The following is a 22247-nucleotide window of genomic DNA, read 5'->3' on the forward strand; positions in this document are numbered from 1 at the left end:
GTGGTGTCATTGTCCAGGTAGAACGTTGCGTTTTCATATATGGGGCTTCTTGTGGTGGATTTAAATATGCATCTGGTAATACACAGCATTGCCTGATGCGACGCTGCCGCGTCTTATCAGGCCTACGAGTTCAGTGCTGTGTGTCGGTCGGATAAGGCGTTCACGCCGCATCCGACAATAATAGCGTTGCCTGATGCGACGCTGCCGCGTCTTATCAGGCCTGCGAGTTCAGTGCTGTGTAGGTCGGATAAAGCGTTCACGCCGCATCCTACAATAACAGCATTGCCTGATGCGACGCTGCCGCGTCTTATCAGGCCTACGAGTTCAGTGCTGTGTAGGTCGGATAAGGCGTTCACGCCGCATCCGACAATAACAACTTTGCCTGATGCAATTACTCTTCGCCGTTAAACCCGGCGCGATTCAACAGGAACTGTGCCAGCAACGCCACCGGACGACCGGTTGCGCCTTTTGCTTTACCAGAACGCCAGGCGGTTCCTGCAATATCCAGGTGCGCCCAGTTGTACTTGCGGGTAAAGCGCGACAGGAAGCAACCTGCGGTAATTGCCCCACCAGGACGACCGCCAATGTTCGCCATATCGGCAAAATTGGACTCCAGCTGTTCCTGATACTCGTCACCCAGCGGTAAACGCCATGCGCGGTCACCGGATTGTTCAGACGCGGCAATCAGTTCATGGGCCAGCGGATTGTGGTTCGCCATCAGACCAGTAATATGATGACCCAGCGCGATCACGCAGGCACCGGTCAGCGTCGCCACGTCAATCACCGCTTCCGGCTCAAAACGCTCAACGTAAGTTAACACGTCGCACAGTACCAGGCGGCCTTCGGCGTCGGTATTCAGCACTTCTACGGTTTGACCGGACATGGTGGTTAACACATCGCCCGGACGATAGGCACGACCGCCAGGCATGTTTTCGCAGCCTGCCAGCACGCCGATAACGTTAATCGGCAGTTGCAGCTCTGCGACCATCCGCATCACGCCGTAAACCGCTGCCGCGCCGCACATATCGTACTTCATCTCATCCATGCCTTCGGAAGGCTTGATGGAGATACCGCCGGAGTCGAAGGTTAAACCTTTACCGACCAGCACGATTGGGCGTGCATCTTCCGACGCGTTGCCTTTGTACTCAATCACCGACATCAGCGATTCGTTTTGTGAACCCTGACCGACCGCCAGATAGGAATGCATCCCCAGCTCTTTCATCTGCTGTTCGCCGATAACGCGGGTGATAACATTCTTGCTGTAGCTGTCAGCCAGCTGGCGCGCTTGTGAAGCGAGATAAGCGGCGTTACAAATATTCGGCGGCATATTGCCGAGATCTTTTGCTGCTTTAATCCCGGCGGCAATCGCCAGACCGTGCTGGATCGCGCGCTCCCCGCTGGTCAGTTCACGGCGGGTCGGCACGTTGAACACCATTTTACGCAGCGGACGACGCGGTTCGCTCTTGTTCGTTTTCAGCTGATCGAAACTGTAGAGCGTCTCTTTTGCCGTCTCGACAGCCTGGCGCACTTTCCAGTAGTTGTTACGGCCTTTAACGTGCAGCTCGGTCAGGAAGCAGACCGCTTCCATCGAGCCAGTATCATTCAGCGTATTAATGGTTTTCTGAATCACCTGCTTATACTGGCGCTCATCCAGCTCACGTTCTTTACCGCAACCAATAAGAAGGATGCGCTCAGAAAGCACGTTCGGCACATGGTGGAGCAACAGTGTCTGCCCCGGTTTTCCTTCCAGTTCGCCCCGGCGCAGCAGGGCGCTGATGTACCCATCGCTGATTTTATCGAGCTGTTCTGCAATCGGAGAAAGGCGACGTGGTTCGAAGACGCCCACGACGATGCAGGCACTCCGCTGTTTCTCCGGGCTACCGCTTTTTACACTAAACTCCATGCACTACGCTCCTGAATCTTAAAGACAACGGCGGTGGCTACAGATAGAATTGCAAGCTTTCGTAACTCATGTCCGCTGTTGCGATGACTTCGTGTTAATCTTAACGTTATTACGGCATTGGCACGTCAGAACAAAATCTGAGAGGTGAATCCGTTGAGTATAATTATCTTAGCGACGATTTCGACGACTCAAGAGAATAAATGACGTTTAAGCCATGAAACAAGCTAAAATCCTGCAAAAGACGAGTTTTTACGGGCGTATTTAAAGTGATAATCATAAGATATCTGGTGCGGGAGACGCTCAAAAGCCAGCTGGCGATACTCTTCATCTTGCTTTTGATCTTCTTCTGTCAAAAGTTAGTGAGGATCCTCGGCGCAGCGGTTGACGGCGATATTCCGGCGAATCTGGTGCTCTCCCTGTTGGGGCTGGGCGTGCCGGAAATGGCGCAGCTTATCCTGCCATTAAGCCTGTTCCTCGGGCTGCTGATGACGCTGGGCAAACTGTATACCGAAAGTGAAATTACGGTAATGCATGCCTGCGGCCTGAGCAAAGCGGTTCTGGTGAAAGCGGCGATGGTTCTCGCGGTGTTCACGGCGATTGTCGCGGCGGTTAACGTGATGTGGGCGGGGCCGTGGTCATCGCGCCATCAGGATGAAGTGCTGGCAGAAGCGAAAGCTAACCCAGGCATGGCGGCGCTGGCGCAAGGGCAATTCCAGCAAGCGACTAATGGCAGCTCAGTGCTGTTCATTGAAAGTGTTGATGGCAGCGATTTCAAAGATGTGTTCCTCGCGCAAATTCGACCAAAAGGTAACGCGCGTCCTTCTGTGGTGGTGGCCGATTCCGGACATTTAACGCAACTGCGCGACGGATCCCAGGTCGTCAGCCTCAACCAGGGAACGCGCTTCGAAGGCACTGCACTGTTACGTGATTTCCGCATTACGGACTTCCAGGATTATCAGGCGATCATTGGTCACCAGGCGGTGGCGCTCGACCCGAACGATACCGACCAGATGGACATGCGCACATTGTGGAACACCGACACCGATCGTGCCCGCGCAGAACTGAACTGGCGTATCACGCTGGTATTCACCGTGTTTATGATGGCGCTCATGGTTGTGCCTCTGAGCGTGGTTAACCCGCGTCAGGGACGTGTCCTGTCGATGCTGCCAGCCATGCTGCTATATCTGCTTTTCTTCCTGATCCAGACCTCCCTTAAATCGAACGGCGGTAAAGGTAAGCTGGACCCGACGCTGTGGATGTGGACCGTTAACCTGATTTATCTGGCTTTGGCGATTGTTCTCAACCTTTGGGACACCGTGCCGGTCCGCCGCCTGCGCGCCAGTTTTTCGCGTAAAGGAGCGGTGTGATGCAACCTTTTGGTGTTCTTGACCGCTATATCGGTAAAACCATTTTCACCACCATCATGATGACGCTGTTCATGCTGGTGTCGCTCTCCGGCATTATCAAGTTTGTCGATCAGCTGAAAAAAGCCGGGCAGGGGAGTTACGACGCGGTAGGCGCGGGAATGTATACCCTGTTGAGCGTGCCGAAAGATGTGCAAATCTTCTTCCCGATGGCGGCCCTGCTGGGCGCGTTGCTCGGACTGGGGATGCTGGCACAGCGCAGCGAACTGGTGGTGATGCAGGCTTCTGGTTTTACCCGCATGCAAGTCGCGTTGTCAGTAATGAAAACCGCCATTCCACTGGTTTTGCTGACGATGGCGATTGGCGAATGGGTCGCGCCGCAGGGCGAACAGATGGCGCGTAACTACCGCGCGCAGGCGATGTACGGTGGTTCGTTGCTCTCTACTCAACAAGGTTTATGGGCCAAAGATGGTGACAACTTTGTCTATATTGAGCGAGTAAAAGGTGACGAAGAGTTAGGTGGTATCAGTATTTATGCCTTTAACGAGAATCGTCGTCTGCAATCCGTTCGCTATGCCGCTTCCGCGAAGTTTGACCCTGAACATAAAGTCTGGCGTCTGTCGCAGGTTGATGAATCTGACCTGACCAATCCAAAACAGATAACCGGTTCGCAGACGGTGAGCGGCACCTGGAAAACCAACCTCACGCCGGACAAACTGGGCGTGGTGGCGCTGGATCCGGATGCGCTCTCCATCAGTGGTTTGCACAACTACGTGAAGTATCTGAAGTCGAGCGGTCAGGACGCCGGGCGCTACCAGCTTAATATGTGGAGCAAAATCTTCCAGCCGCTATCCGTGGCGGTAATGATGCTGATGGCGCTGTCATTTATCTTCGGCCCGCTGCGCAGCGTGCCGATGGGCGTGCGCGTGGTCACTGGTATTAGCTTCGGTTTTGTGTTCTACGTACTGGACCAGATCTTCGGCCCGCTGACGTTGGTTTACGGCATCCCGCCGATTATTGGCGCATTGTTGCCAAGCGCCAGCTTCTTCTTGATCAGCCTGTGGCTGTTAATGAGAAAATCGTAACCTGATGAACGAATAAAGGGAGCATAAGCTCCCTTTATTATTGTTAGCAAAGTGGCGTAGGCCTGATAAGCGTAGTGCATCAGGCAAAGGCAAGCTGGTGTGAGAGAACACAAACAGCGCCTGACTTACCTTTTTCTCCCCCCAAGCAAACTCCCCAGCACACCGCGTACAATCTGATTCGTCACCTGGCGGGCGGCGCTTTTCGCCATTGTTTGCACCACGCCATCTTTCTTCCCGCCGCGTGGTCCGGTAGTGCCAAACAAAATATCCTTCAACCCACCCAGAATACCGTCATCTTCACTTATCTCTTTCCCTTTGGCCGGAGGGGTATTTTGCTGCTCGGTGCTTGCCTGTACGCCTTTTTGCAACATCTCATAGGCGGATTCCCGGTCCACGTCATCTTCATACTTGCCATACACCGGGGAGTGATTAATCAAGCCATTACGCTCATCTTCTGTCACCGGCCCCATCCGTGAACAAGGCGCGATCACCATCGCACGCTCCACCACAGAAGGACTTCCTTTCGCATCCAGAAAAGAGATCAACGCTTCGCCGGTTCCTAGTTCCTGAATCGCCTTTTCCGTATCAAATGCAGGATTAGGTCGCATGGTTTGCGCTGCCGTCTTCACCGCTTTCTGGTCTTTCGGTGTAAAGGCGCGCAGAGCGTGCTGAACGCGATTACCCAACTGCCCAAGCACGTTGTCCGGAATATCAGAAGGGTTTTGCGAAACAAACCAGACGCCCACGCCTTTTGAACGGATAAGCCTTATTACCTGTTCAATCTTATCCAGCAGCACCTGCGGCGCATCGTTAAACAACAGATGCGCTTCGTCGAAGAAAAACACCAGTTTCGGTTTATCCAGATCGCCTGCTTCCGGCAGTTGCTCATACAACTCTGAAAGCATCCACAACAGGCTGGCGGCGTACAGTTTAGGCATCTGGTAGAGTTTTTCGGCGCTAAGGATATTGATAACACCCTTACCGTTGGCATCAGTACGCATCCAGTCTTTGATATCCAGCATCGGCTCACCAAAGAAATGCGTTGCCCCTTGCTGTTCCAGCGTCAGTAATCCGCGCTGGATGGCACCAACCGATGCGCTACTAATATTACCGTACTGATTCTGGAATGATTTGGCGTTATCACCGATGTATTGGGTAATCGCCCGCAAATCTTTAAAGTCGAGAAGCAACAATCCCTGATCGTCAGCAATACGGAAAATGATATTCAGGACGCCAGATTGCACATCGTTGAGATTCAACAAACGCGCCAGCAACAACGGCCCGAGATCCGATACCGTTGCCCGCACTGGATGACCTTTCTCACCAAAAATATCCCATACCACCACTGGATTCGCATGTGGTTGCCAGTCGTTGACGCCGATATTTTTCAACCGAGCGAGCAGTTTTTCCGAGGTCGTACCTTCTGCCGCAACTCCGGTCAAATCACCTTTTACATCGGCCATAAACACCGGAACGCCGATTTCTGACAGAGATTCCGCCAGTTTTTGCAGCGTGACAGTTTTACCTGTCCCCGTTGCGCCAGTAATCAGTCCGTGACGGTTAGCCATAGCGGGTAGTAAAAACAGTTCTGTGTCCGGCGTGCGGGCAATTAAACGTGGTTCGCTCATGAGATTTCCTCCAGTTCCCTGTCTGGAGTATAGGCACGGTTAAAAAGTTTTCACCACTAAATTCAGCCGATTGCGAGATATCTTAAAGGCCTGGCAGAAGTGAACCAACAAAGCCTCCACAATTCATAATTGTAGGCACCGCACCTTGCCAGAAGTTGATTTGATTATCGCGAATACAGGCGCCGCAGTGACCACGGCTGCGCGGCGCTACCCTGGGCAACCACGCGGCGAATCACCTTATGTTCGGTAATTAGCGGATATTGCGAGAATCCCTAATCGTTATTGATTATCGACATGCTTTTGTCGTTCACTGGTGTTGCCCGGGAAGTGTAGAGCATGGTAGGGCGGGGCCTGGAGTGTGACAAAGGTTACACATCGCTGTATGCAATGCTGAAAATTTCAGCACTTAGCGAGGTGCGAGCAAGCTGGCGCTTGCATGGTGGCGTGCGACAGGTATAATCCACAACGTTTTCCGCATACCTCTTCAGTGCCGAAGTGGCGAAATCGGTAGACGCAGTTGATTCAAAATCAACCGTAGAAATACGTGCCGGTTCGAGTCCGCCTTCGGCACCATATCGTATGCAAATCGAGTCGCTCAAGGGCGACTTTTTTTGTGTCTGGAATCCAGCAGTTATCTACCTTTTTCGCTATTTTAACTCTCTCAGGGGCAACCTATATCAACGTACATCTACCAACACATGTTGGTATAGATGATGGTATTTCCGGTTCGATAATGCTTGTACCAACAGGGAGGGGATAAGCATGGCGTTAACAGATATAAAAATCAGAACAGCCAAGCCAACGGATAAGCAATACAAACTGACCGATGGCAGCGGTATGCACTTGCTTGTCCATCCTAATATTAGCCGTTTGACTATGCAAAAATCAGTCTGGGTAATATTTAGCGTATATGTTTAATTAATATACAACTAATCAACCAGCTTCCAACGTGGAGCTGGTTGATGGATTTGACCCGCCATCTCTGGATGTGTTTTGTGTACGGATAGGCAAAGATACAATTTTCAAATTGCTTGTAATAAATGTCTCAAAGAGACTATAGATATCAGCGGATTGCTTTTATAGAATAGGTGTAATCTTACTTTTGAGAACATGAAGTTATGAGCGCAATCACATTACGTAAAGCGTTGGGTGTACTTGCGAAGTCATCTTCGTTTTCCGTCACCACCGTTACACATCGCCAGAAGGACGAGTTCGACCAGTTGAAAGAACAACTCTTTGTAAAACAAGAGATTGAGACTGAATTACAACGTTATTTAGAAATTGCTAAGTCTGGCGAAATCATTTTTCTGTGCGGTAGTAGCGGGGATGGGAAGTCCGAGATTTTAACCCGTTGCCAATCAAATCCGCGTTATCAGCGGCGATTTAATTTTCATCTGGATGCAACGCATAGCTTTGCCCCGCGACAATCAGCCATTGATGCTTTGAATGATTTATTTGCGAATCATCATCAGCAATCATCTCCATTGCTCATTGGTATCAACACCGGAATGCTCGCTAATTTTGCTAGAGAAGGAGCTAAATGCCATCAGGTGATCCGATCGGCTATTGACTCATTTTTATCGGCGCAGCACGACGCAAGCCGCCCTTACCGTAACGAGAATTGTTCTTTTTTTGATTTTGAACACTACCCTAAATTTCAGTTTAACGAAAATAAAAATTATTCACCATTTATTAAAACTTTATTAGATAACTTAACTCGCGATGATGACAATAACTTATTTCAGGTTATTTTTCGGCGCGATGAATCAGTTAATCCAGAGCTAAAAGAGGTCGTGAATTTTAAATTGCTTTGCATGCCTGGCGTGCAGAATGTATTAATTACACAACTCTTTAAAGCTCGATTAATTAAAGACCAGTTCGTAACTACCAGAACACTGTTGGATTTTTTGCATCACCTGCTGATGGGACCTGGCTACTTATTTGATAACCTCTTCACCGGTGAAGAAAATGATTTGATTGAAAAAGTTTGCGATTTTGATCCCGCTAGATTGCACACTTATGAACTTGATCAGTTTGTTCTGCGCTATGAACTGGGACTGGTTGACGCTGAGCTAGATGATTTTTTAGTCGCACTTGAGTCGTTGCATATTAAGTTTGATCGCCAGTGCGTTAAGCCAGGCGATGCAACTTCATTGATCCGGCTTTTTTGGCTGCTACAACACGAATCATTGGGAAATGATTATCATCGGAAATTTTCCGCGTTCTTTAACGAGTCGGTGTTTGAACGTTACTCAGAAATCTGGCACTTGCATAGAAATTACACAGCAGATCCAGAGCAAAAAAGATCACTGAATCGCTTCTATGCATTTGAACTCATCGCGGGTATCCAGCGTTATGCGAACCGCAAAGCGCCTGAATTAAGTATGCAAAAAGAAGAGTTCTTTTTGGGTGAATTTGGTGGGGTTAAAATAACCGCGCCGGTAGAGGTTAAGCCTAATTGGGATGCCATCCGCAATAAACATACTGCCCATCCAACCGGTTTCGATGTCTATTTAAAAGTGGGGGGAAATCCACTGCCGCATATCCATATCGGACTTAATCTTTTTGAACTATTGGACAAACTGAATAATGGCTATCGTCCGAATAAATACGATAAAAACGCTATTGTGTTACTCGATGAAATTGTTGAGTTGATTGCAGGGCAGGCTAAATTCAGCCGCGAAATCAAATTTTATGACGGCGGACAACGGGTTTATCGTGCAAAGGCTGATGACGATATGATCACTATTAGCGGTATGGAGGGTTAGCAGAATGTACCCTATCGCAACTGAGTTAAAGGTGGGTAACAATCAACTGGATAGCTACCTGCCAGTACGCAATAAAAATAATGATGTTAACTGGCAATTTGTTACTGGCCTGGTCCTTAGCTATGCCCTGAAACGCAAAATCGAAGCCTACGATCCTGACCAATTCCGTGAAGATTGTAAAATACATATGCAGGAGTTGCTTGATGAGCCTGCATTCTGGTCCGTGCTGGAACGGATGTATTTTTCCAGTCAGGATATTTTCCGTGTCTCCCCACTTTTTTTACTTTTTCACGCCCAGTTTAATGGTGAAAAAATAAGTGCGGGCTCAACGGCAGATAAACGACTTGGCACGTTGTTTGCCAATTTAATGGGCGATTTCAGCCTTCGTTACCCTATACAGGACAGACTGAATTTCATTGAGCAGCAAATGCTGAATAAGCTCAATGAAAAGATAATGCTGTTGGGGAAAGGACCGTTTGCCGAAGAGCAACCGTATCTTCCGTATATGGTAAAGTGTTTTCAGTCTGATCTGGCATTTCTGGCAGAACATCCACAGTACCTTTTACAGGAATTGACCAACACCCTACGCTTGTACGCTTTTAGCTGGTGCGCTCAACTGGCGCTCAATATTGACAATTGGCAGGATGGCGAACCACAAAGCAAATCACTGTTTTTTATTCTTGATAGCGAAAAAGCGAGCTCCGAACGGGAAAAGGTGAAACGTTATGGCTATAAGCTGTTCGCCAGCCAGAGCGAAAAACTGTTCCCGGTGCTCTCTGCTCTAGAGGTTTTGCAGTGGGGAAAAGGACAGAAAAAGCGTCCGTTATGGCAGATTTATCAAGACACTCTGAATGATTCAGACTCATCTGCCCGAGTACTAAATGACCTTAATGTTTATTTGCAGGATTTTATTGTGGATCGAGGCCTCCCGCTTCGTGACCGCGCAACAAACCTAGAAAGTGCTTTCAAACAGCTATTATCCGTTGCGGTAGAGCAATTCCAAGATAAAAAAACTAACCGTGCGGATATAAATAAGAACTACGTTAAGGAGCTGGAAAGCCAGATTTGCACTGACTTCATTCAGGTCCGTGGTCGGTCAGGGAAAGTGTTGGTGCTGAATCAGGATCGTCTTCTGTTGCTGACCAATCTCACTGTGGGCAAAAATGACAAGCTCCGCCTACACGAACTGCTGCGTGGTTTTGAACAACGCGGTTTTTATCTGGATAACCAGTCGTCGCAAACGCTGGTGGCGTTTTATGAACGCATGGGAAATGTAGAGCGAATGAGTGATAGTGGAGACGCCGTGTATGTCCGTAAAACAGTATGAAACCTATCTGGCAGAAACTTTTATTGAATGGGTCGGTGGCATCATTCAGCCCGGCGAGCGCTACCAGTTCAAATCTCCCGATCCCGATAATGCCCTAAAACTGTGGGAAGCATTCGTCTCTCTGGCGGACGGCAATCAGTTGGAAATTGCGCCAGGGCAATATATTGATTGCCTCTCCTGCAATGGTGTTCAACTTATTCCTGTGCTGCACGGAGTCGAGGCTCCAGCATTCACAGAAAACTACATTTCTCATTTGCGCGATGAAGTTGCAGGGCGCAGCGGCGTGTTTGCCCAAACAGCGTTGTTGATTATTCACAACAGTATGCTCGATACCCTGATTAATAGCACGAAAGATGTGGCTGCACCAGATGCTATCTGGTATCCAGAAACTTTCAGTCATCAACTGGAAAAGCTCATTACCACTGACAGTAACCGTTCGGAATTGTCCCGCTGTTTGCTGGAGGATCAACTGGCAACGGTACTGGATGAAGGCGCGACCGTATTTGGTTTCTCGTCTTTGTATCGCTTGCTGGATGATGGAAATCTGGATTTCTCCGAACTTCATTTGTTTAAAGATGATGAACTACTGAACTATAGCCGGAAGCAACTACGCACCCGACTGAATGAAAACCGGAAATTGTATCGGCAGATAGACGATTGTGTTGAACGCTATAGTGGACAGCTGGAGAATGTGCTGCCTGAGTTTAGTACAAAATTTATTCAGGAGCATTTTTACGATAAAAATGACTGGCGTGAGCTCGATTTCTCTGACTACAGGAAAGAGAAAGAAGAGAACATCAAACAAAAACTGGTGCTGGAGGACGTTTCCGTCAAAAACGGCGAGATTTGGCAACGGGCGAAAAGCTCTAGTAAGGCAGGTAAACGTGACATCAGTCTGCTGGTGCAGGTGCAGCCGGGGAAATCAACTGCTGAGCTGGAGTTCCGTTTTCAGGGTAGTGATCTTCAGGATCATCAGATAAAGATTGCCCACAATCGCCAATTAAAGAATGTACCTTTCTGGAGCACCAGTCGGGCGGGCGGCAAGATTTCCCGCATTAAGGCATTGGTGCCTTTTGACGGGCATCCCTGCTTCTTTAGTCTCGAGCTGATCAACCGCAATCATTCAGCCGAAGAGTATAAATTTCGCCTGTTGTTAGTCGAGCAGGGACAATTCTGGCTAAACGATATTCAGCACTTCTACCGAGTTGAGCCAGGTAAAGATCAAATAACCCTGCAACTGGAAGATAACACGCTGCGTATTGCCGAGTCTGGTAACCTGATCTATACGTTGGATGACGGGAATGAAGACATCGACTGCCAGCATTATGCTCAGGTGAATTTTGAGACGCTGGCAAATCAAAGTGACTTGGTTCAGTTTGCGCTCGTTTCCGGTGATTCCCGTCTGTCATTTAACGTCGAGGGACCGGGAGCAGAAGAAGGGTTAACGCTGCCGTTGCTTTTTGACCAAAGTCGTTTCAATAAGTTGTTCAAAGAAGAGGGCAATGCAACCTGGAACCGATTAAAAAGTCGCATCATACTCGATAATACTGAACACAAGGTCGTCGGAGTACGCCAGCAGTTGTTGATGCAGGAAGCCTTATTAATTGAGCAACGTTTGCTGGGGACGGGAAATGACGATAGCGAGTTTGCGCTGGATGAACTCCTTGCCAGCTATCCTGATCTCCATAACGCCTATGAGCAGTTATTTGCCTACTATCATCGTCGTAACACCCTGCCGAGTCTGGTATCGTGGTCAGCGGAATATCGCACACTGGTCAGGTACATTGTTACTACGTTTGAACAGTCACTCCAGCAAATCGGCCTGAGTAGAGCGCTAACAGCGCAGGAAAAGCGTCTTCTGCATCTTGGAATCTGCCGCAATGATAGCCATGAGCGCATCTCACCACTGCACCCATTAGTGCTGGCCTACCATCTACAACTGGCAGACGCTATCGTTACTGAGTCGGAACAGAACGATTCGGCTTCATTTGCCACACTACCGCCGATCACTCTTGATCGCCTGATGGTTTCCGGTTTAATGCCGTTTGTTTACCACAGTGAACATGAATACGCGCAACTACAGCCGGTGGAAGAAAACCGCTTCTGGATTGATGTGGTTCCTCAGCGGAAAGTTAGCCATGACTATGTTAAACGTCTGGTAAAAGACAAACTCAATGAGTTCACGGACGCTTACGCCCGATTGTTCCAGAGCACTGAAAACAGTGCATTGATTATTAATGCCATTAATCAAGGGAACGCCAAAGAACTGTTTCTGGGATTAGTAGAATATTTTAAGCAAGAAAAAGAGCACGCTATTTCGGTTCATGTGAACTGCTACGATGAACGTTTGCTACCCAATATGTTCGATCACTTTGCCGAAAGTGGTAGTTATGAGCAGCTTAAAAACGATCTCGATCTGAACAGTGGCGTATGGCGAGCTGAAGCCGATATGTTGATCGATCTGCTGCGTAGCCGGTTAACGTTCAGCAAGTTTGTCCTGCCGTCAGAAAGCGACAAGCTGGCCTATGCTCATCTGGCATTTTTCACTAATACAGTACCTGTGGATTGTCGCCAGATCCGCATTGAAGATGCGTCCAGCGGAGTATTGTGTCATGGGTTGATTGCTGGGGAAGGTGCTGAAACACAGGGGGATGCTTACTTTACCGCGTTTGGACTGCGTGATGTGGATACTGAGCCTTACTGCGCCCTGCGTCTTGCCCGACTAATCGGTTGCCTGTGGCAACCCGCACGTCAAAGTAACAGCCAATATCATGGACAAGGGATCGGTCTGGCTGTGAGTGGCAATTTTAAACAGCTACTCAATTACTCCTACAATAGCGCGCTCTGGACCACCATTATTGATCCAAAAGTCACTCTCGACTTTTTCACCAGTCAGAAAGATGTGGTGCTTATCCACTATTCTGACCAGTACACCAGTTGCGCAGGCTACGATGCCGTCACCGTCACGAAGCAGGTTGATTTGTTCCTGCGGTTGCTCCAGACCGGAAGCCCGTCAGGGCAACCTGCTATTGATAGTCAGCATTTGCTGGCTGAATTTAATGCCTTTAACGGCGAATGGCTGCTGAAAATGCTGCGCTCCAGTGAAAGAGAGCGTAAAGAGAAGCACGGCATTATAGGTGCGTACAAATTTGTGCAATCTATGTTGCAGCAGTCCGATATTTGCTGGATTCCGTTATCGGTGGCCGAAATGATCCGCGTGTCCGGGAATGTCGGACTGAAAATGAAAGAGAGCGATTTGTCGAGAAATTTACAGGGTTATCGTAAAGGTGCGATCTCTGATGATGTGCTCTTTGTTGGTTTCAAAGAAAACCGCCTCTATCTGTTGCCGCTGGAAGTTAAAACTGGGGCGCGGCCTGACTACAGCTATGCGGGCCAACAGGCTCGTGAGCTGAAACGTTATTTACAGCAGGACATTCTGGAACCACAAACGCTGGCATCACAATTGTACCGGGCGCTCTTTATTCGTCAGGTGCTGATGCAGGTGGAGAAACTGCGTCTGTATGGTGTGCTGGACAGCAACAAACTGGCTCCCTTGCTCGAGCGACGCGAATGGTGGTTAACGGGCGACTATCAGTTAGGTGAGTTGACCAATTATGCGGACGGCTTCGTCGTGGCGCATGTGGACAGCGCAACCTGCTTCGATCTCTCTTATAAAGAGACAGCGGAGAATATCTTACAGATCGAAATCCCTTATTCACTGCTGCCTTCGTTGATTGCTGCTCAGGGGGATGAACCACCGCTGGCAGAACGTTACCGGGTGCCGGAAAAATACCGGCTTAAGCCAGAGTGTGATGCCAGTCCGACACAACCCGAAGCCGTGGTAGAAGTCACCACGCCAACTACTGCACAACTCGTTTCGGAACCAGAGTCGTTACCGCCTGCTGTACCGGCGGCAACCCCTGATATTAGCAATACTCCATTACAGATCCTGTTTGGTTATGATGCTGCGCGTCAGAGCCCGTTACATTGGGAGCCAACCAACACCGCGAAGTTCATGAATACCAATACCGGCATTATTGGAACGATGGGGACCGGTAAAACCCAGTTTACTAAATCGCTGGTCACACAGTTGATGCGTAATCAGTCCTGTAATGTTGATGGTAAACCTATCGGTTTGCTGATCTTCGACTACAAATCAGACTATGTGGATGAGGCTTTTCTTGATGCAACGGGTGCTAAAAAGTACAAGTTGTTTAAGTTGCCTTACAACCCTTTATCTCTATTTGGCGACACGCCAATGCTACCAATCCACACCGCTGGTGGACTATCGGAAACGATGGCGAAAGCCTATGGACTGGGCCATAAACAGCAGCTCAAATTAGAAAATCTGATTTTAGAATGCTACGAAGCGGCAGGTATTTCGCCGGAAGATCCGACTACATGGTCACGGACTGCGCCGACAATTGAAGATGTATGGCAGCGCTTCCTCGATCAGGAGAAGGTTGAAGAAGATTCGCTTTACGCAGCACTTTCTAAACTGGCGCGTTACAAGATATTCGAGACCATCCCGGAAAAGATGACCAGCTTGTACGAATTGATTGAAGGCGTCACCGTGATCGAACTAGCTGGTTACCCGCCAGAAGTGCAAAACTTGGTAGTCGCACTTACGCTGGATCTGTTTTACGCGCAGATGCAAAAGCGCGGTAAACCGGTGGTGCGGGGGGACTATCGTCAACTCACCAAAATGATTCTGGTGGACGAAGCCGATAACTTTATGCGTCAGGATTTTTCTAGCCTGCGTAAGATCCTTAAAGAAGGTCGTGAGTATGGCGTTGGAGCGATCCTGTCAACGCAGGAGATAACCCATTTTAAAACTGGGGAAAATAATTATGCCTCATATATTTTAACCTGGGTGATCCATCGTGTTTCTGAGATTAGGAACGCGGATATCAAGGCGGTATTTAACGTCGATGATAAAGGTGAGCAGGAGTCTTTGATGGGGCAGATTCGGCAGCTTGAGAAGCACTTTAGCCTGTATGTTGATGGGGATAAAAAGGTTAAAAAGATGCGTGATAAGGCATTTTGGGAATTGCAATTTGAATTGCATACAAAGGGGATTGAATAATGATAAAAAAAAGGCCTAACCCTTGGGGGGACGTTTTGGATGAGTTTTCGTCTCGTTTATGCAATGCTATAAAAAGCCCTGCGTTTTTAGTTTATTTTTTTATTGGTGTCATTTTCATTGGTGGTGTTGGTATTTGGTTACCATACTTCTCTTCAGATGACCCGAATCCAGTTTTTATGGAAAGTCAAAATGTATTTACTTATTCTTTTGCAATATTGGGCACCTTAGCTATAGAGGTTATGCTAAGTTCGTCTGTTAGCAAGTATTTGAAATCATTGGGACTGTTAATCGGAGCTATAGCATTATTTTTTTGTGGGCTTGGATATTATGATATAAAGCATGGTAATTCAATTTCTCTGAATATTGGAGCATTTTTAACATTGCTCCTTTTTTTGTTGGCAAATGTTAATGATGAGAAATTTGATCATGATGATTCTCCTTCCCCAGCCTCCCCAGTAGGTTTTGAAAGTGCTAGAAAAGACCTGATAAAAGATAAGGAATAACGATGAATAATTATCCTTTGCGCTTGCCTGCATTGAAAATAGTACAGCCACTAGGTGAGTTTTATGTTACGTCAATAAGTGCAGAAACACTATTGGAAGTTACTTATACAATTAAAGCTGAAATATTGGATGATGAAGATGAGGCATCCCCTGGTTATTTAGGTGGGGTGATTAATAAATTGGTAGGTAATCAACGGAAAAGAACTCCAAAACGATTGGAGGAAATTCGGGCCTATACAGAAACAGTTGATGCAAGTTTTCCAAATTCTATTATTCTAGGGGTTAATTATCTCGAAGATGGTGGGCTGGAAACAAATCCTGAAGAAAGATGGTATGTAGAAAGCGTTGGAAATGATTTTTATAATATAGTTATTCCATCTTCTAAGAAATTAGCCTCAATAATTGATGGTCAGCATAGAGTATTCGGTTTTGAAAATTCAAAAGCGAAAAATATGGAGCTATTATGCTCAGTTTATCTAGACTTGCCTTTAGCATATCATGCTCGAATATTTACGAATATAAACATCAATCAAAAAAGAGTTGATAAAAATTTAGCTTATAATTTATTTCAATTTGATATAGAGCAAGGAGAACCAGAAACTTGGTCGCCGGAAACTTTAGCAGTCTACTTTGCTAGGGTTTTAGAAAAAGATGTAGATTCTCCTTTTAAAGGGAAAATCAAACTTGGTGTTGAAAACTCATCATCATCAACATCTATATCAATGGCGTCAGTAATAGATGGGATTCTATCGTTGATTACAAATAATCCTAAGTCAGATAGAGAGTTACTTCATACTAAAAAAATAGGTGATGGACGTAACAGAGCTATGCTTTCTGGAGTTAAAAGTAATGCACCATTAAGAGAGCTTTATATAAAGAATCAGGACAAAACCATCTTCAATATAATTAATGGTTTTTTCTTGATTGTAAGTAAATATTTAGGTGAATATAAAGTTTTTAATAAAACATTAGGAGTGCATGCAGCATTTGATTTCTTAAGGATAATTTTGAATAAAAATATTGAATTTACTCCGACTATGGCTGTTCGCTGTGCTAATGTTAATTTCAATGATTCATTTTTTGGTGTTCAAACGAAACTAAGAGTTAGGCTAAAGAACATTTTGTTGCTTGCTTCAGGTGTTGTTGACATTGTAGAACTTGAAGTAAAAGATCCAGACGAGTTACAAGAATATATTCGTGTCCTGAAGTAAAGAAAAATACGACAGTCATTGTAAACGTGTACAATGACTGTCGATATATTTAATTTTTTAACGCAAGCGCTATATCTTTTATGCTTTTATAATTTCTCAATGCAGCAATCCCATCTTCAACATGCGCCGCCCACGCCTTAATCATCGCCTTCTGATCCAATTGCGGATAAAGCATCTTTAACACCAGCTCTGTAGCTTGTAGTGTTTCCCCCAGCCACGTAATTTTATCCAGCACTAGTGAACCATCCAGCTTCTTACTATCCCGCTCAGGCGAATAACGAAACTCACTCTCCACCGAGCGGAAAAATGCCAGTCGAGCAGCGACATTGGGCGTAATCCCAGTATATCCTTTTAACTTTTTGAGCTGGTCTTCAGTCTGACGACTAAGCACCATTCGATTCGGGAGCATCAGACAGCCTCCTTGGTTAATTCCCAGAAATAGCCAGGTTTCAGCGCAGATGATTTGGTATGTGCATTAAACACAATCTCATAAGCATGAGAAATATCATCACGCAGTCGATCGACGAAATAACGCTCGTCCACTTCAGTATCGGTGGATAGCAGCACAACCTGATGGCTGGCCTCCGGGAAATAATGATTAATCAATTTATCCCGATGCTGAGAATCCAGACGCCCTAACGGTGTATCAATAATCACCGGGAAATCACGCCCAGAGGTTTTTGCCAGCGCCTCAAGAATGGCAATCGCATAAATCTGCTTTTCACCCGCAGAAAGTAGCTTACGATTAATCACCGAACCCTTTTCATCCACCAGTTCAACATCAAATGTCTGCGGATTTATGTGCGCATTAAGCTGTAAATCCTCTTTACGAGCCAGCTTGTGGTAGGCAATTTCAAAGTTAGCAGATAATTTTTTCACTCGCGCCTGCGTAAGTACATCGCTGTAGTAATCGAGCAGGTTAATGGTTTCCTGCGCATTTTTAAATGCGCTGCTCAAACCATGTTGGCTACGGGTGATGTCATGTGCTTTCTGTACCTGACGAACACAGTCCAGTTGCTGCTGTTTCGTCCGTTTAGCCTCTTCCAGCAATGAGCGGTATTTTTGCCGCTGTTTTTCACGCTTATGGTCGAGCTCGCGTAATGCTGCAAAGAGATCCATTAACTGCTCGTCTTCCGGGGCACGAGCAATATTAGCTGCGGCCTGCTCCAGTTGTTGTTCAATATCCGCTAATTGTTGGCGGTACATATCAAAACGCTGCCATGCTTTTTTGCTGTCTTGCTCAATGGACTGCTGGAGCATACCGGCTTCACGTTCAGAAATATCAAACAGCAAATCACCTTTTGGTTTGGCTGCCATATATGCTTCCAAAATATTGGTAATCGCTTCGGTAGCAATGGCTCTTGTACTGCTTTCACTGCTGGAACGGAACGCAATATCATTTTTGAGTTGAGTTAAAAATTGATTTAACTCCGTCTCAAAATTTTTCGCCTGCTTGATCTGCGCTTCAATGGCAATTTTTTCCAGCAACCGCGACAACGTATTAGGCGCTAACGCATAGGGCAACGATCCATCGCATTCCTGTCGTAACGCTTTTTCCAGACGCTCTTTTTCTTTTAACAGCGTTTCAACTTTCTGTTTTTCCTGTGCTTTGGACTGGGCAAATGCACCGCCCTGTGCATTTAACAATCCCTCATGGCGAATAATGTCTTGGGATAAAAATTCAATCCGCGAGTTGACGAAGTCGGCCTCTTCCAGCAATTTCTCAGCCTGACCGGCAAGCGTTTTAATCTTTGTCTCAAGCGCTTCGACCTGCTGTTGCTGGGAGCCACCTAACTGTGCGGTTTGTTGGCGTTTGACAAAAATCATCAGGTCATTTTGCAGTCTGGCGATCAGATCCAGTCCTAACAAACGACGCACTGCTGTACGCAGAATATTGCCGGATTCATCTTCCGCCAACTCCGCAATCTTCTCTCCATCAAAAAAGAAAAGATCGGCAACACCGTGAGGAATTAATTCATTCAAAAACCCTTGGCACTGGTCATAACTGAGTTCACTTCGCGGTTGTCCATCCTGCTGCAAAGAGAGGCGATCTTTCTTTCCTTTCTTCCAACTACGCGTGACGGTGAATTCAGTCTCATGACCGTTTTGATTGTAGGTAAAGGTCAGTTCTACTGCGGCCTCATCCGGACGCTCTGCTGTATACGTCCCGTTGTGCACCAGTGCTCCGAGTTGTTCAACATACTCCTGCTGCTGCATTGCCGGGCCAAACGCTAAACGCCCATACAGTGCCAGTCGAATTGCCGACAAAATAGATGTTTTCCCTGCACCATTTAAACCACCAAATAGAACAATCGGGCGAGGATTTACTTCATGCGGACGCTTTCTTGGAGCAAGGTCAATTGTGTGAGTACCGTTAAATACTCGAAAATTATGTAACACTAATTGTTTAATGAGCACGTTCGTTTTCCTCCTCGACCAAAACAGAGGATTCACTGGCGTCTACAATTCTGCGCTGTAGAACCTGAAGTTCAGCTTCCAGCTTGGTGACTTCTTCCTGATGAATATCCCGGTCGTTACGTTTTTGTAGTGTTGCTTGTTGCTGTTGGATCTCTTCGAGGCTGCCCCAGTCCTGTTTTAGAATGGTACCAAGCTTGTCAAAAATCCCCTGACGACGGCTTAACCCTTCCATTGATACTTCCAGTTCAATTAGCTTCATGACCATCTCGGGTGCAACATCAAACCCCTGAGCTATCTGTACCAACAAATCTGCATCGCTGGCATCAAAGCGTGATTGATCATCAACTACCCAGTCCAGATCCCGTTGATACACCTCGCGGTAAATCCCCGGCAACGTATCGTACCAGTCTGGCTCATTAGGATCCTTCAACCACTCTTGGCGGATAGCGTGCAGTTCCGGCTCGGTGATTAACGTAATCGTGTGGCCCTGGGCGTTTAAATCACGCTCAATTTCCAGTAAGTCTTTTAACCATTGCTGGCGATATTTGAGCCAGTAGGGGCCAGGAACATGCTTACGCTCTGCACTGCGATCTTCACCGTCTTTAGCGTACTGATAGCTCACCTTACCGGTACGGCGTTTATAGTTGCGATAGGTGTCTTTATTCACCGGATCGGTGGTAAACGCCAGCAGATCACGATATTTCAGCAATGGCGACATCCACTCTTCGCCATTTTTGATCAGACTTTCCATCGCTTTATCTTTGGTGACTACGGTACAGGTCCAGCATCCAAAGCGAGAGTTCCCGCAAGAGGGAGTACTTTCGTCTATTACCAAGGGACACTCACCCTGTGCGGAAGAGTCCATATACAGCGTCCACAGAGGACGATTGTTTCCACCCCACGGGCTTTCCCATTCGTCGATATCTTCAGGAGCATAGCGGAACGCGCCGCGCAGCAGTTTCCAGACGTCTTCTACATCCCAGGTATCAATAGGGGTATAGATAAACGCATTTGCCAGTGTGGTATGCCGGGCCAAGCGTGAGCCATCAATTTTGTGCTTTGCGATGACCTGCGCACGGGAGGCACTCTCACTACTACGTGAGCCGAGGACAACAATCACTTCATCAAACTGGCTGATCTTTACTTTAATAAAGTCGCTCACCGGATTGATTTTCATACGCTCGGTACACCAGCGAAAACTACGGGTTGGGGCCGGATAACCTTTCCCCAGTAAATTGACCCAGAAGGTTTCATTAGTTTTAGGCGTTACTGCATGTTGAGTGATCGGCAGGCCATTACGTTTTGCGCCTGCCTCAATCTGCAACATCGTTTTCTTAATTAAATCTACTACTACTGGTGTTTCCACCAGCGTATCGGATGACACTACAAAAACGTCTTTGCTGCGCATTTCCGGGGGCAGGCCAAGCAGGGCCAGATACACTAGCGTGATCACGGCGGAAGAATCTTTCCCACCGCTATAGCCAATTACCCACGGACGCTTATCCGCACAATAAATTCTCTGAACCTCGGCAACATATTCGGCCAGAGGGCGTCCAGCGAACTGCTCCTGATTAATAAAATCTTCGTATTCGGCCAAATCATAGGCCTGAACTAATTTACTCATAAGACAACCATTTGAGCTTCAAGCTCCTGTTCTTCAGGAGTGAGAGGAATTGAGAGTGCGTTTTTTAGCGCATTGCAGGTGAGCTGGATCGCCGTACTGGTTTTGCTCAACTTGCCGTGCTGCATCGCACGTTTGATAAGATCCGGATTGTTTCTGCGCCAGTTAAACGCTTTGAGTGCAGCAATTTTATCAGGCCACTGCTCAGGGTAATCTGTCAGCAGTGTATACCCCAGTTGTCCGAGTGCCTGCAAACCAATACCGTGAGCATGAACATAGTCCTGACGTAGTTGAACCGGTGAAACTTCCTTTTTTGCGGCTAACTGCCAGTCCGGCATTACATGATAAATAGCCTGCCAATAGCGAGTTGCTATCTGGGTACATTCTTCAAAATCGCTCTCTTTAGGATCTTTTCCCAGCAACGCACGGGTAGCTTGTTTGATGCTGCTTAATGTAAATAATTTATTTGACCGCTGACTTATACTGGATTTTTCCAACTCAGTCATTCCGACAAACGGCTCTACGGACATTGCCAGATAACGCGCCAGATTTGAACTGGCATCCCGATGATCATACAACGATGCCAACGATGGGCTGGGACGAATAGCATATTTATTCAGATCGGCAAACATCTGTTGGCTGCGTTTTAATCCTTCATCGACAAAAAACAGCACAGGAATGTTATCCTGCCCCAGTTCCGGGCGAGCGTCTAAAGCGTCTTCAATCGCTTTACGACGATGCTGACCGTCGTTGATCAAGATTTGCGCGTCCATCGGTACACATAACGTCCCTAGATTATTCGTGCCGGGAAACTCATCAAACTGGACGTCAACGGCAATGGATGCTGTTAGTGCAGAGAATACATAATCTTTGGGGTTTTCAAGAAGATACCGCACCATTTCGGGGATGCGAGATTTATTGAGGGTGCGTTGCGCCCGCAACTCCGGGGGGACATCATTTTCATCAAAGCTAAAAATTTTGGGGATGATACGCATCGGGCATGTGGCAATGTAGAAGGGGCGACCCGCCTGAATGCCACGTATAGCCGGAAACGAGTAGCAGTAGTCTGCATCAACACTAGCCATGCTGTAATCCGTAAAAAATTAAATGAATTTGAGTTACGTAATATTTTACGTAACACTGGATAAAAATTACAGCTTTTTTACGTAATAAATTGCGTACTATTTTCAGATATACCCGCTAATTAGCTTTATACTTAATACACTCGTACAGATACGGTGTGTTCTGCAGAACACTCTCTTTTCCCTAGGGGCAATGGCTGTTGTAACTCACCCAGCAGTTTTGTCAGCACTGAAGTGGCACACTGAATTTG

14 protein-coding genes, 1 tRNA gene and 2 pseudogenes are annotated in these 22247 nt (G+C 47.1%); 10 read left to right on the forward strand and 7 right to left on the reverse strand.

Annotated elements, in window-relative coordinates; translation table 11 throughout:
* Positions 1-391: 391 nt before the first annotated feature.
* Positions 392-1903: a leucyl aminopeptidase gene (gene pepA, locus FFT88_RS15170; RefSeq protein WP_000397144.1), complete on the reverse strand. Its 1512-nt coding sequence runs from the start codon at positions 1901-1903 to the stop codon at positions 392-394.
* A gap of 153 nt (positions 1904-2056) precedes the next feature.
* Here pepA and ytgA point away from each other — a divergent pair, with 153 nt between their 5' ends.
* The 3 genes from ytgA to lptG all read left to right on the forward strand — a co-directional run bounded on the left by ytgA (position 2057) and on the right by lptG (position 4352).
* Positions 2057-2107 (forward strand): protein YtgA, encoded by a 51-nt coding sequence (gene ytgA / locus FFT88_RS25620; RefSeq protein ID WP_211180521.1) that lies wholly within the window; start codon positions 2057-2059, stop codon positions 2105-2107.
* A gap of 62 nt (positions 2108-2169) precedes the next feature.
* Positions 2170-3270 (forward strand): LPS export ABC transporter permease LptF, encoded by a 1101-nt coding sequence (gene lptF / locus FFT88_RS15175; RefSeq protein WP_105290081.1) that lies wholly within the window; start codon positions 2170-2172, stop codon positions 3268-3270.
* Positions 3270-4352, forward strand: coding sequence for an LPS export ABC transporter permease LptG (lptG, locus tag FFT88_RS15180; RefSeq protein WP_105290080.1), 1083 nt, complete (start codon positions 3270-3272; stop codon positions 4350-4352). The genes lptF and lptG overlap by 1 nt, the downstream gene beginning before the upstream one ends.
* A gap of 125 nt (positions 4353-4477) precedes the next feature.
* Here the strand turns inward: lptG and FFT88_RS15185 are convergent, their stop codons facing one another.
* Together FFT88_RS15185 and FFT88_RS15190 are read right to left on the reverse strand one after the other, a co-directional pair.
* Positions 4478-5980, reverse strand: a complete 1503-nt coding sequence (locus FFT88_RS15185; protein WP_130206088.1) for a helicase HerA-like C-terminal domain-containing protein — start codon at positions 5978-5980, stop codon at positions 4478-4480.
* Positions 5981-6089: 109 nt separating this feature from the next.
* Positions 6090-6276, reverse strand: a pseudogene (locus FFT88_RS15190) (alcohol dehydrogenase); the annotation flags it as partial.
* Positions 6277-6469: 193 nt separating this feature from the next.
* Here FFT88_RS15190 and FFT88_RS15195 point away from each other — a divergent pair.
* From FFT88_RS15195 to FFT88_RS15225, 7 genes and pseudogenes are all read left to right on the forward strand, one after another.
* Positions 6470-6553: transfer RNA gene (locus tag FFT88_RS15195), tRNA-Leu, on the forward strand.
* A gap of 189 nt (positions 6554-6742) precedes the next feature.
* Positions 6743-6850: pseudogene (locus FFT88_RS15200) on the forward strand (Arm DNA-binding domain-containing protein); the annotation flags it as partial.
* Positions 6851-7098: 248 nt separating this feature from the next.
* Positions 7099-8748 carry a DNA phosphorothioation-dependent restriction protein DptF gene (dptF, locus tag FFT88_RS15205; protein WP_135404008.1) on the forward strand — a complete coding sequence of 550 codons (1650 nt, stop codon included), beginning with the start codon at positions 7099-7101 and terminating at the stop codon, positions 8746-8748.
* Between the two features lie 4 nt (positions 8749-8752).
* Positions 8753-10075, forward strand: coding sequence for a DNA phosphorothioation-dependent restriction protein DptG (gene dptG / locus FFT88_RS15210; RefSeq protein WP_135404009.1), 1323 nt, complete (start codon positions 8753-8755; stop codon positions 10073-10075).
* Positions 10056-15161, forward strand: coding sequence for a DNA phosphorothioation-dependent restriction protein DptH (gene dptH / locus FFT88_RS15215; RefSeq protein WP_135404010.1), 5106 nt, complete (start codon positions 10056-10058; stop codon positions 15159-15161). The genes dptG and dptH overlap by 20 nt, the downstream gene beginning before the upstream one ends.
* On the forward strand, positions 15161-15664 hold the full coding sequence (locus FFT88_RS15220) for a hypothetical protein (RefSeq protein WP_135404011.1): 504 nt from the start codon (positions 15161-15163) through the stop codon (positions 15662-15664). The genes dptH and FFT88_RS15220 overlap by 1 nt, the downstream gene beginning before the upstream one ends.
* Before the next feature lie 2 nt (positions 15665-15666).
* Positions 15667-16875, forward strand: a complete 1209-nt coding sequence (locus FFT88_RS15225) for a DGQHR domain-containing protein (RefSeq protein WP_135404012.1) — start codon at positions 15667-15669, stop codon at positions 16873-16875.
* A gap of 49 nt (positions 16876-16924) precedes the next feature.
* Here the strand turns inward: FFT88_RS15225 and dndE are convergent, their stop codons facing one another.
* From dndE to dndB, 4 genes are read right to left on the reverse strand one after another with little or no spacing between them, the layout of a single operon-like run.
* Positions 16925-17284, reverse strand: coding sequence for a DNA sulfur modification protein DndE (gene dndE, locus FFT88_RS15230; RefSeq protein ID WP_135404013.1), 360 nt, complete (start codon positions 17282-17284; stop codon positions 16925-16927).
* The gene (dndD, locus tag FFT88_RS15235) at positions 17284-19293 is read right to left on the reverse strand and encodes a DNA sulfur modification protein DndD (protein WP_135404014.1); all 2010 of its coding nucleotides are present in this window, start codon (positions 19291-19293) and stop codon (positions 17284-17286) included. Before dndD ends, dndE begins: the two co-directional genes overlap by 1 nt.
* Positions 19283-20917, reverse strand: a complete 1635-nt coding sequence (dndC, locus tag FFT88_RS15240; protein ID WP_135404015.1) for a DNA phosphorothioation system sulfurtransferase DndC — start codon at positions 20915-20917, stop codon at positions 19283-19285. The genes dndD and dndC overlap by 11 nt, the downstream gene beginning before the upstream one ends.
* The gene (gene dndB, locus FFT88_RS15245) at positions 20914-21999 is read right to left on the reverse strand and encodes a DNA sulfur modification protein DndB (protein ID WP_000179015.1); all 1086 of its coding nucleotides are present in this window, start codon (positions 21997-21999) and stop codon (positions 20914-20916) included. Before dndB ends, dndC begins: the two co-directional genes overlap by 4 nt.
* Positions 22000-22247 lie beyond the last annotated feature (248 nt).

Source organism: Escherichia sp. E4930 (genome assembly GCF_005845405.1).
Classification (GTDB): domain Bacteria; phylum Pseudomonadota; class Gammaproteobacteria; order Enterobacterales; family Enterobacteriaceae; genus Escherichia.

What these genes read in the sequence shown, in the direction of transcription:
- dndB (WP_000179015.1), bottom strand. Translation starts at nt 21,999, where the DNA reads ATGGCTAGTGTTGATGCAGACTACTGCTACTCGTTTCCGGCTATACGT.
- dptF (WP_135404008.1), top strand. Translation starts at nt 7,099, where the DNA reads ATGAGCGCAATCACATTACGTAAAGCGTTGGGTGTACTTGCGAAGTCA.
- lptG (WP_105290080.1), top strand. Translation starts at nt 3,270, where the DNA reads ATGCAACCTTTTGGTGTTCTTGACCGCTATATCGGTAAAACCATTTTC.
- dptG (WP_135404009.1), top strand. Translation starts at nt 8,753, where the DNA reads ATGTACCCTATCGCAACTGAGTTAAAGGTGGGTAACAATCAACTGGAT.
- FFT88_RS15225 (WP_135404012.1), top strand. Translation starts at nt 15,667, where the DNA reads ATGAATAATTATCCTTTGCGCTTGCCTGCATTGAAAATAGTACAGCCA.
- dptH (WP_135404010.1), top strand. Translation starts at nt 10,056, where the DNA reads ATGTCCGTAAAACAGTATGAAACCTATCTGGCAGAAACTTTTATTGAA.
- FFT88_RS15220 (WP_135404011.1), top strand. Translation starts at nt 15,161, where the DNA reads ATGATAAAAAAAAGGCCTAACCCTTGGGGGGACGTTTTGGATGAGTTT.
- FFT88_RS15185 (WP_130206088.1), bottom strand. Translation starts at nt 5,980, where the DNA reads ATGAGCGAACCACGTTTAATTGCCCGCACGCCGGACACAGAACTGTTT.
- dndE (WP_135404013.1), bottom strand. Translation starts at nt 17,284, where the DNA reads ATGCTCCCGAATCGAATGGTGCTTAGTCGTCAGACTGAAGACCAGCTC.
- dndC (WP_135404015.1), bottom strand. Translation starts at nt 20,917, where the DNA reads ATGAGTAAATTAGTTCAGGCCTATGATTTGGCCGAATACGAAGATTTT.
- pepA (WP_000397144.1), bottom strand. Translation starts at nt 1,903, where the DNA reads ATGGAGTTTAGTGTAAAAAGCGGTAGCCCGGAGAAACAGCGGAGTGCC.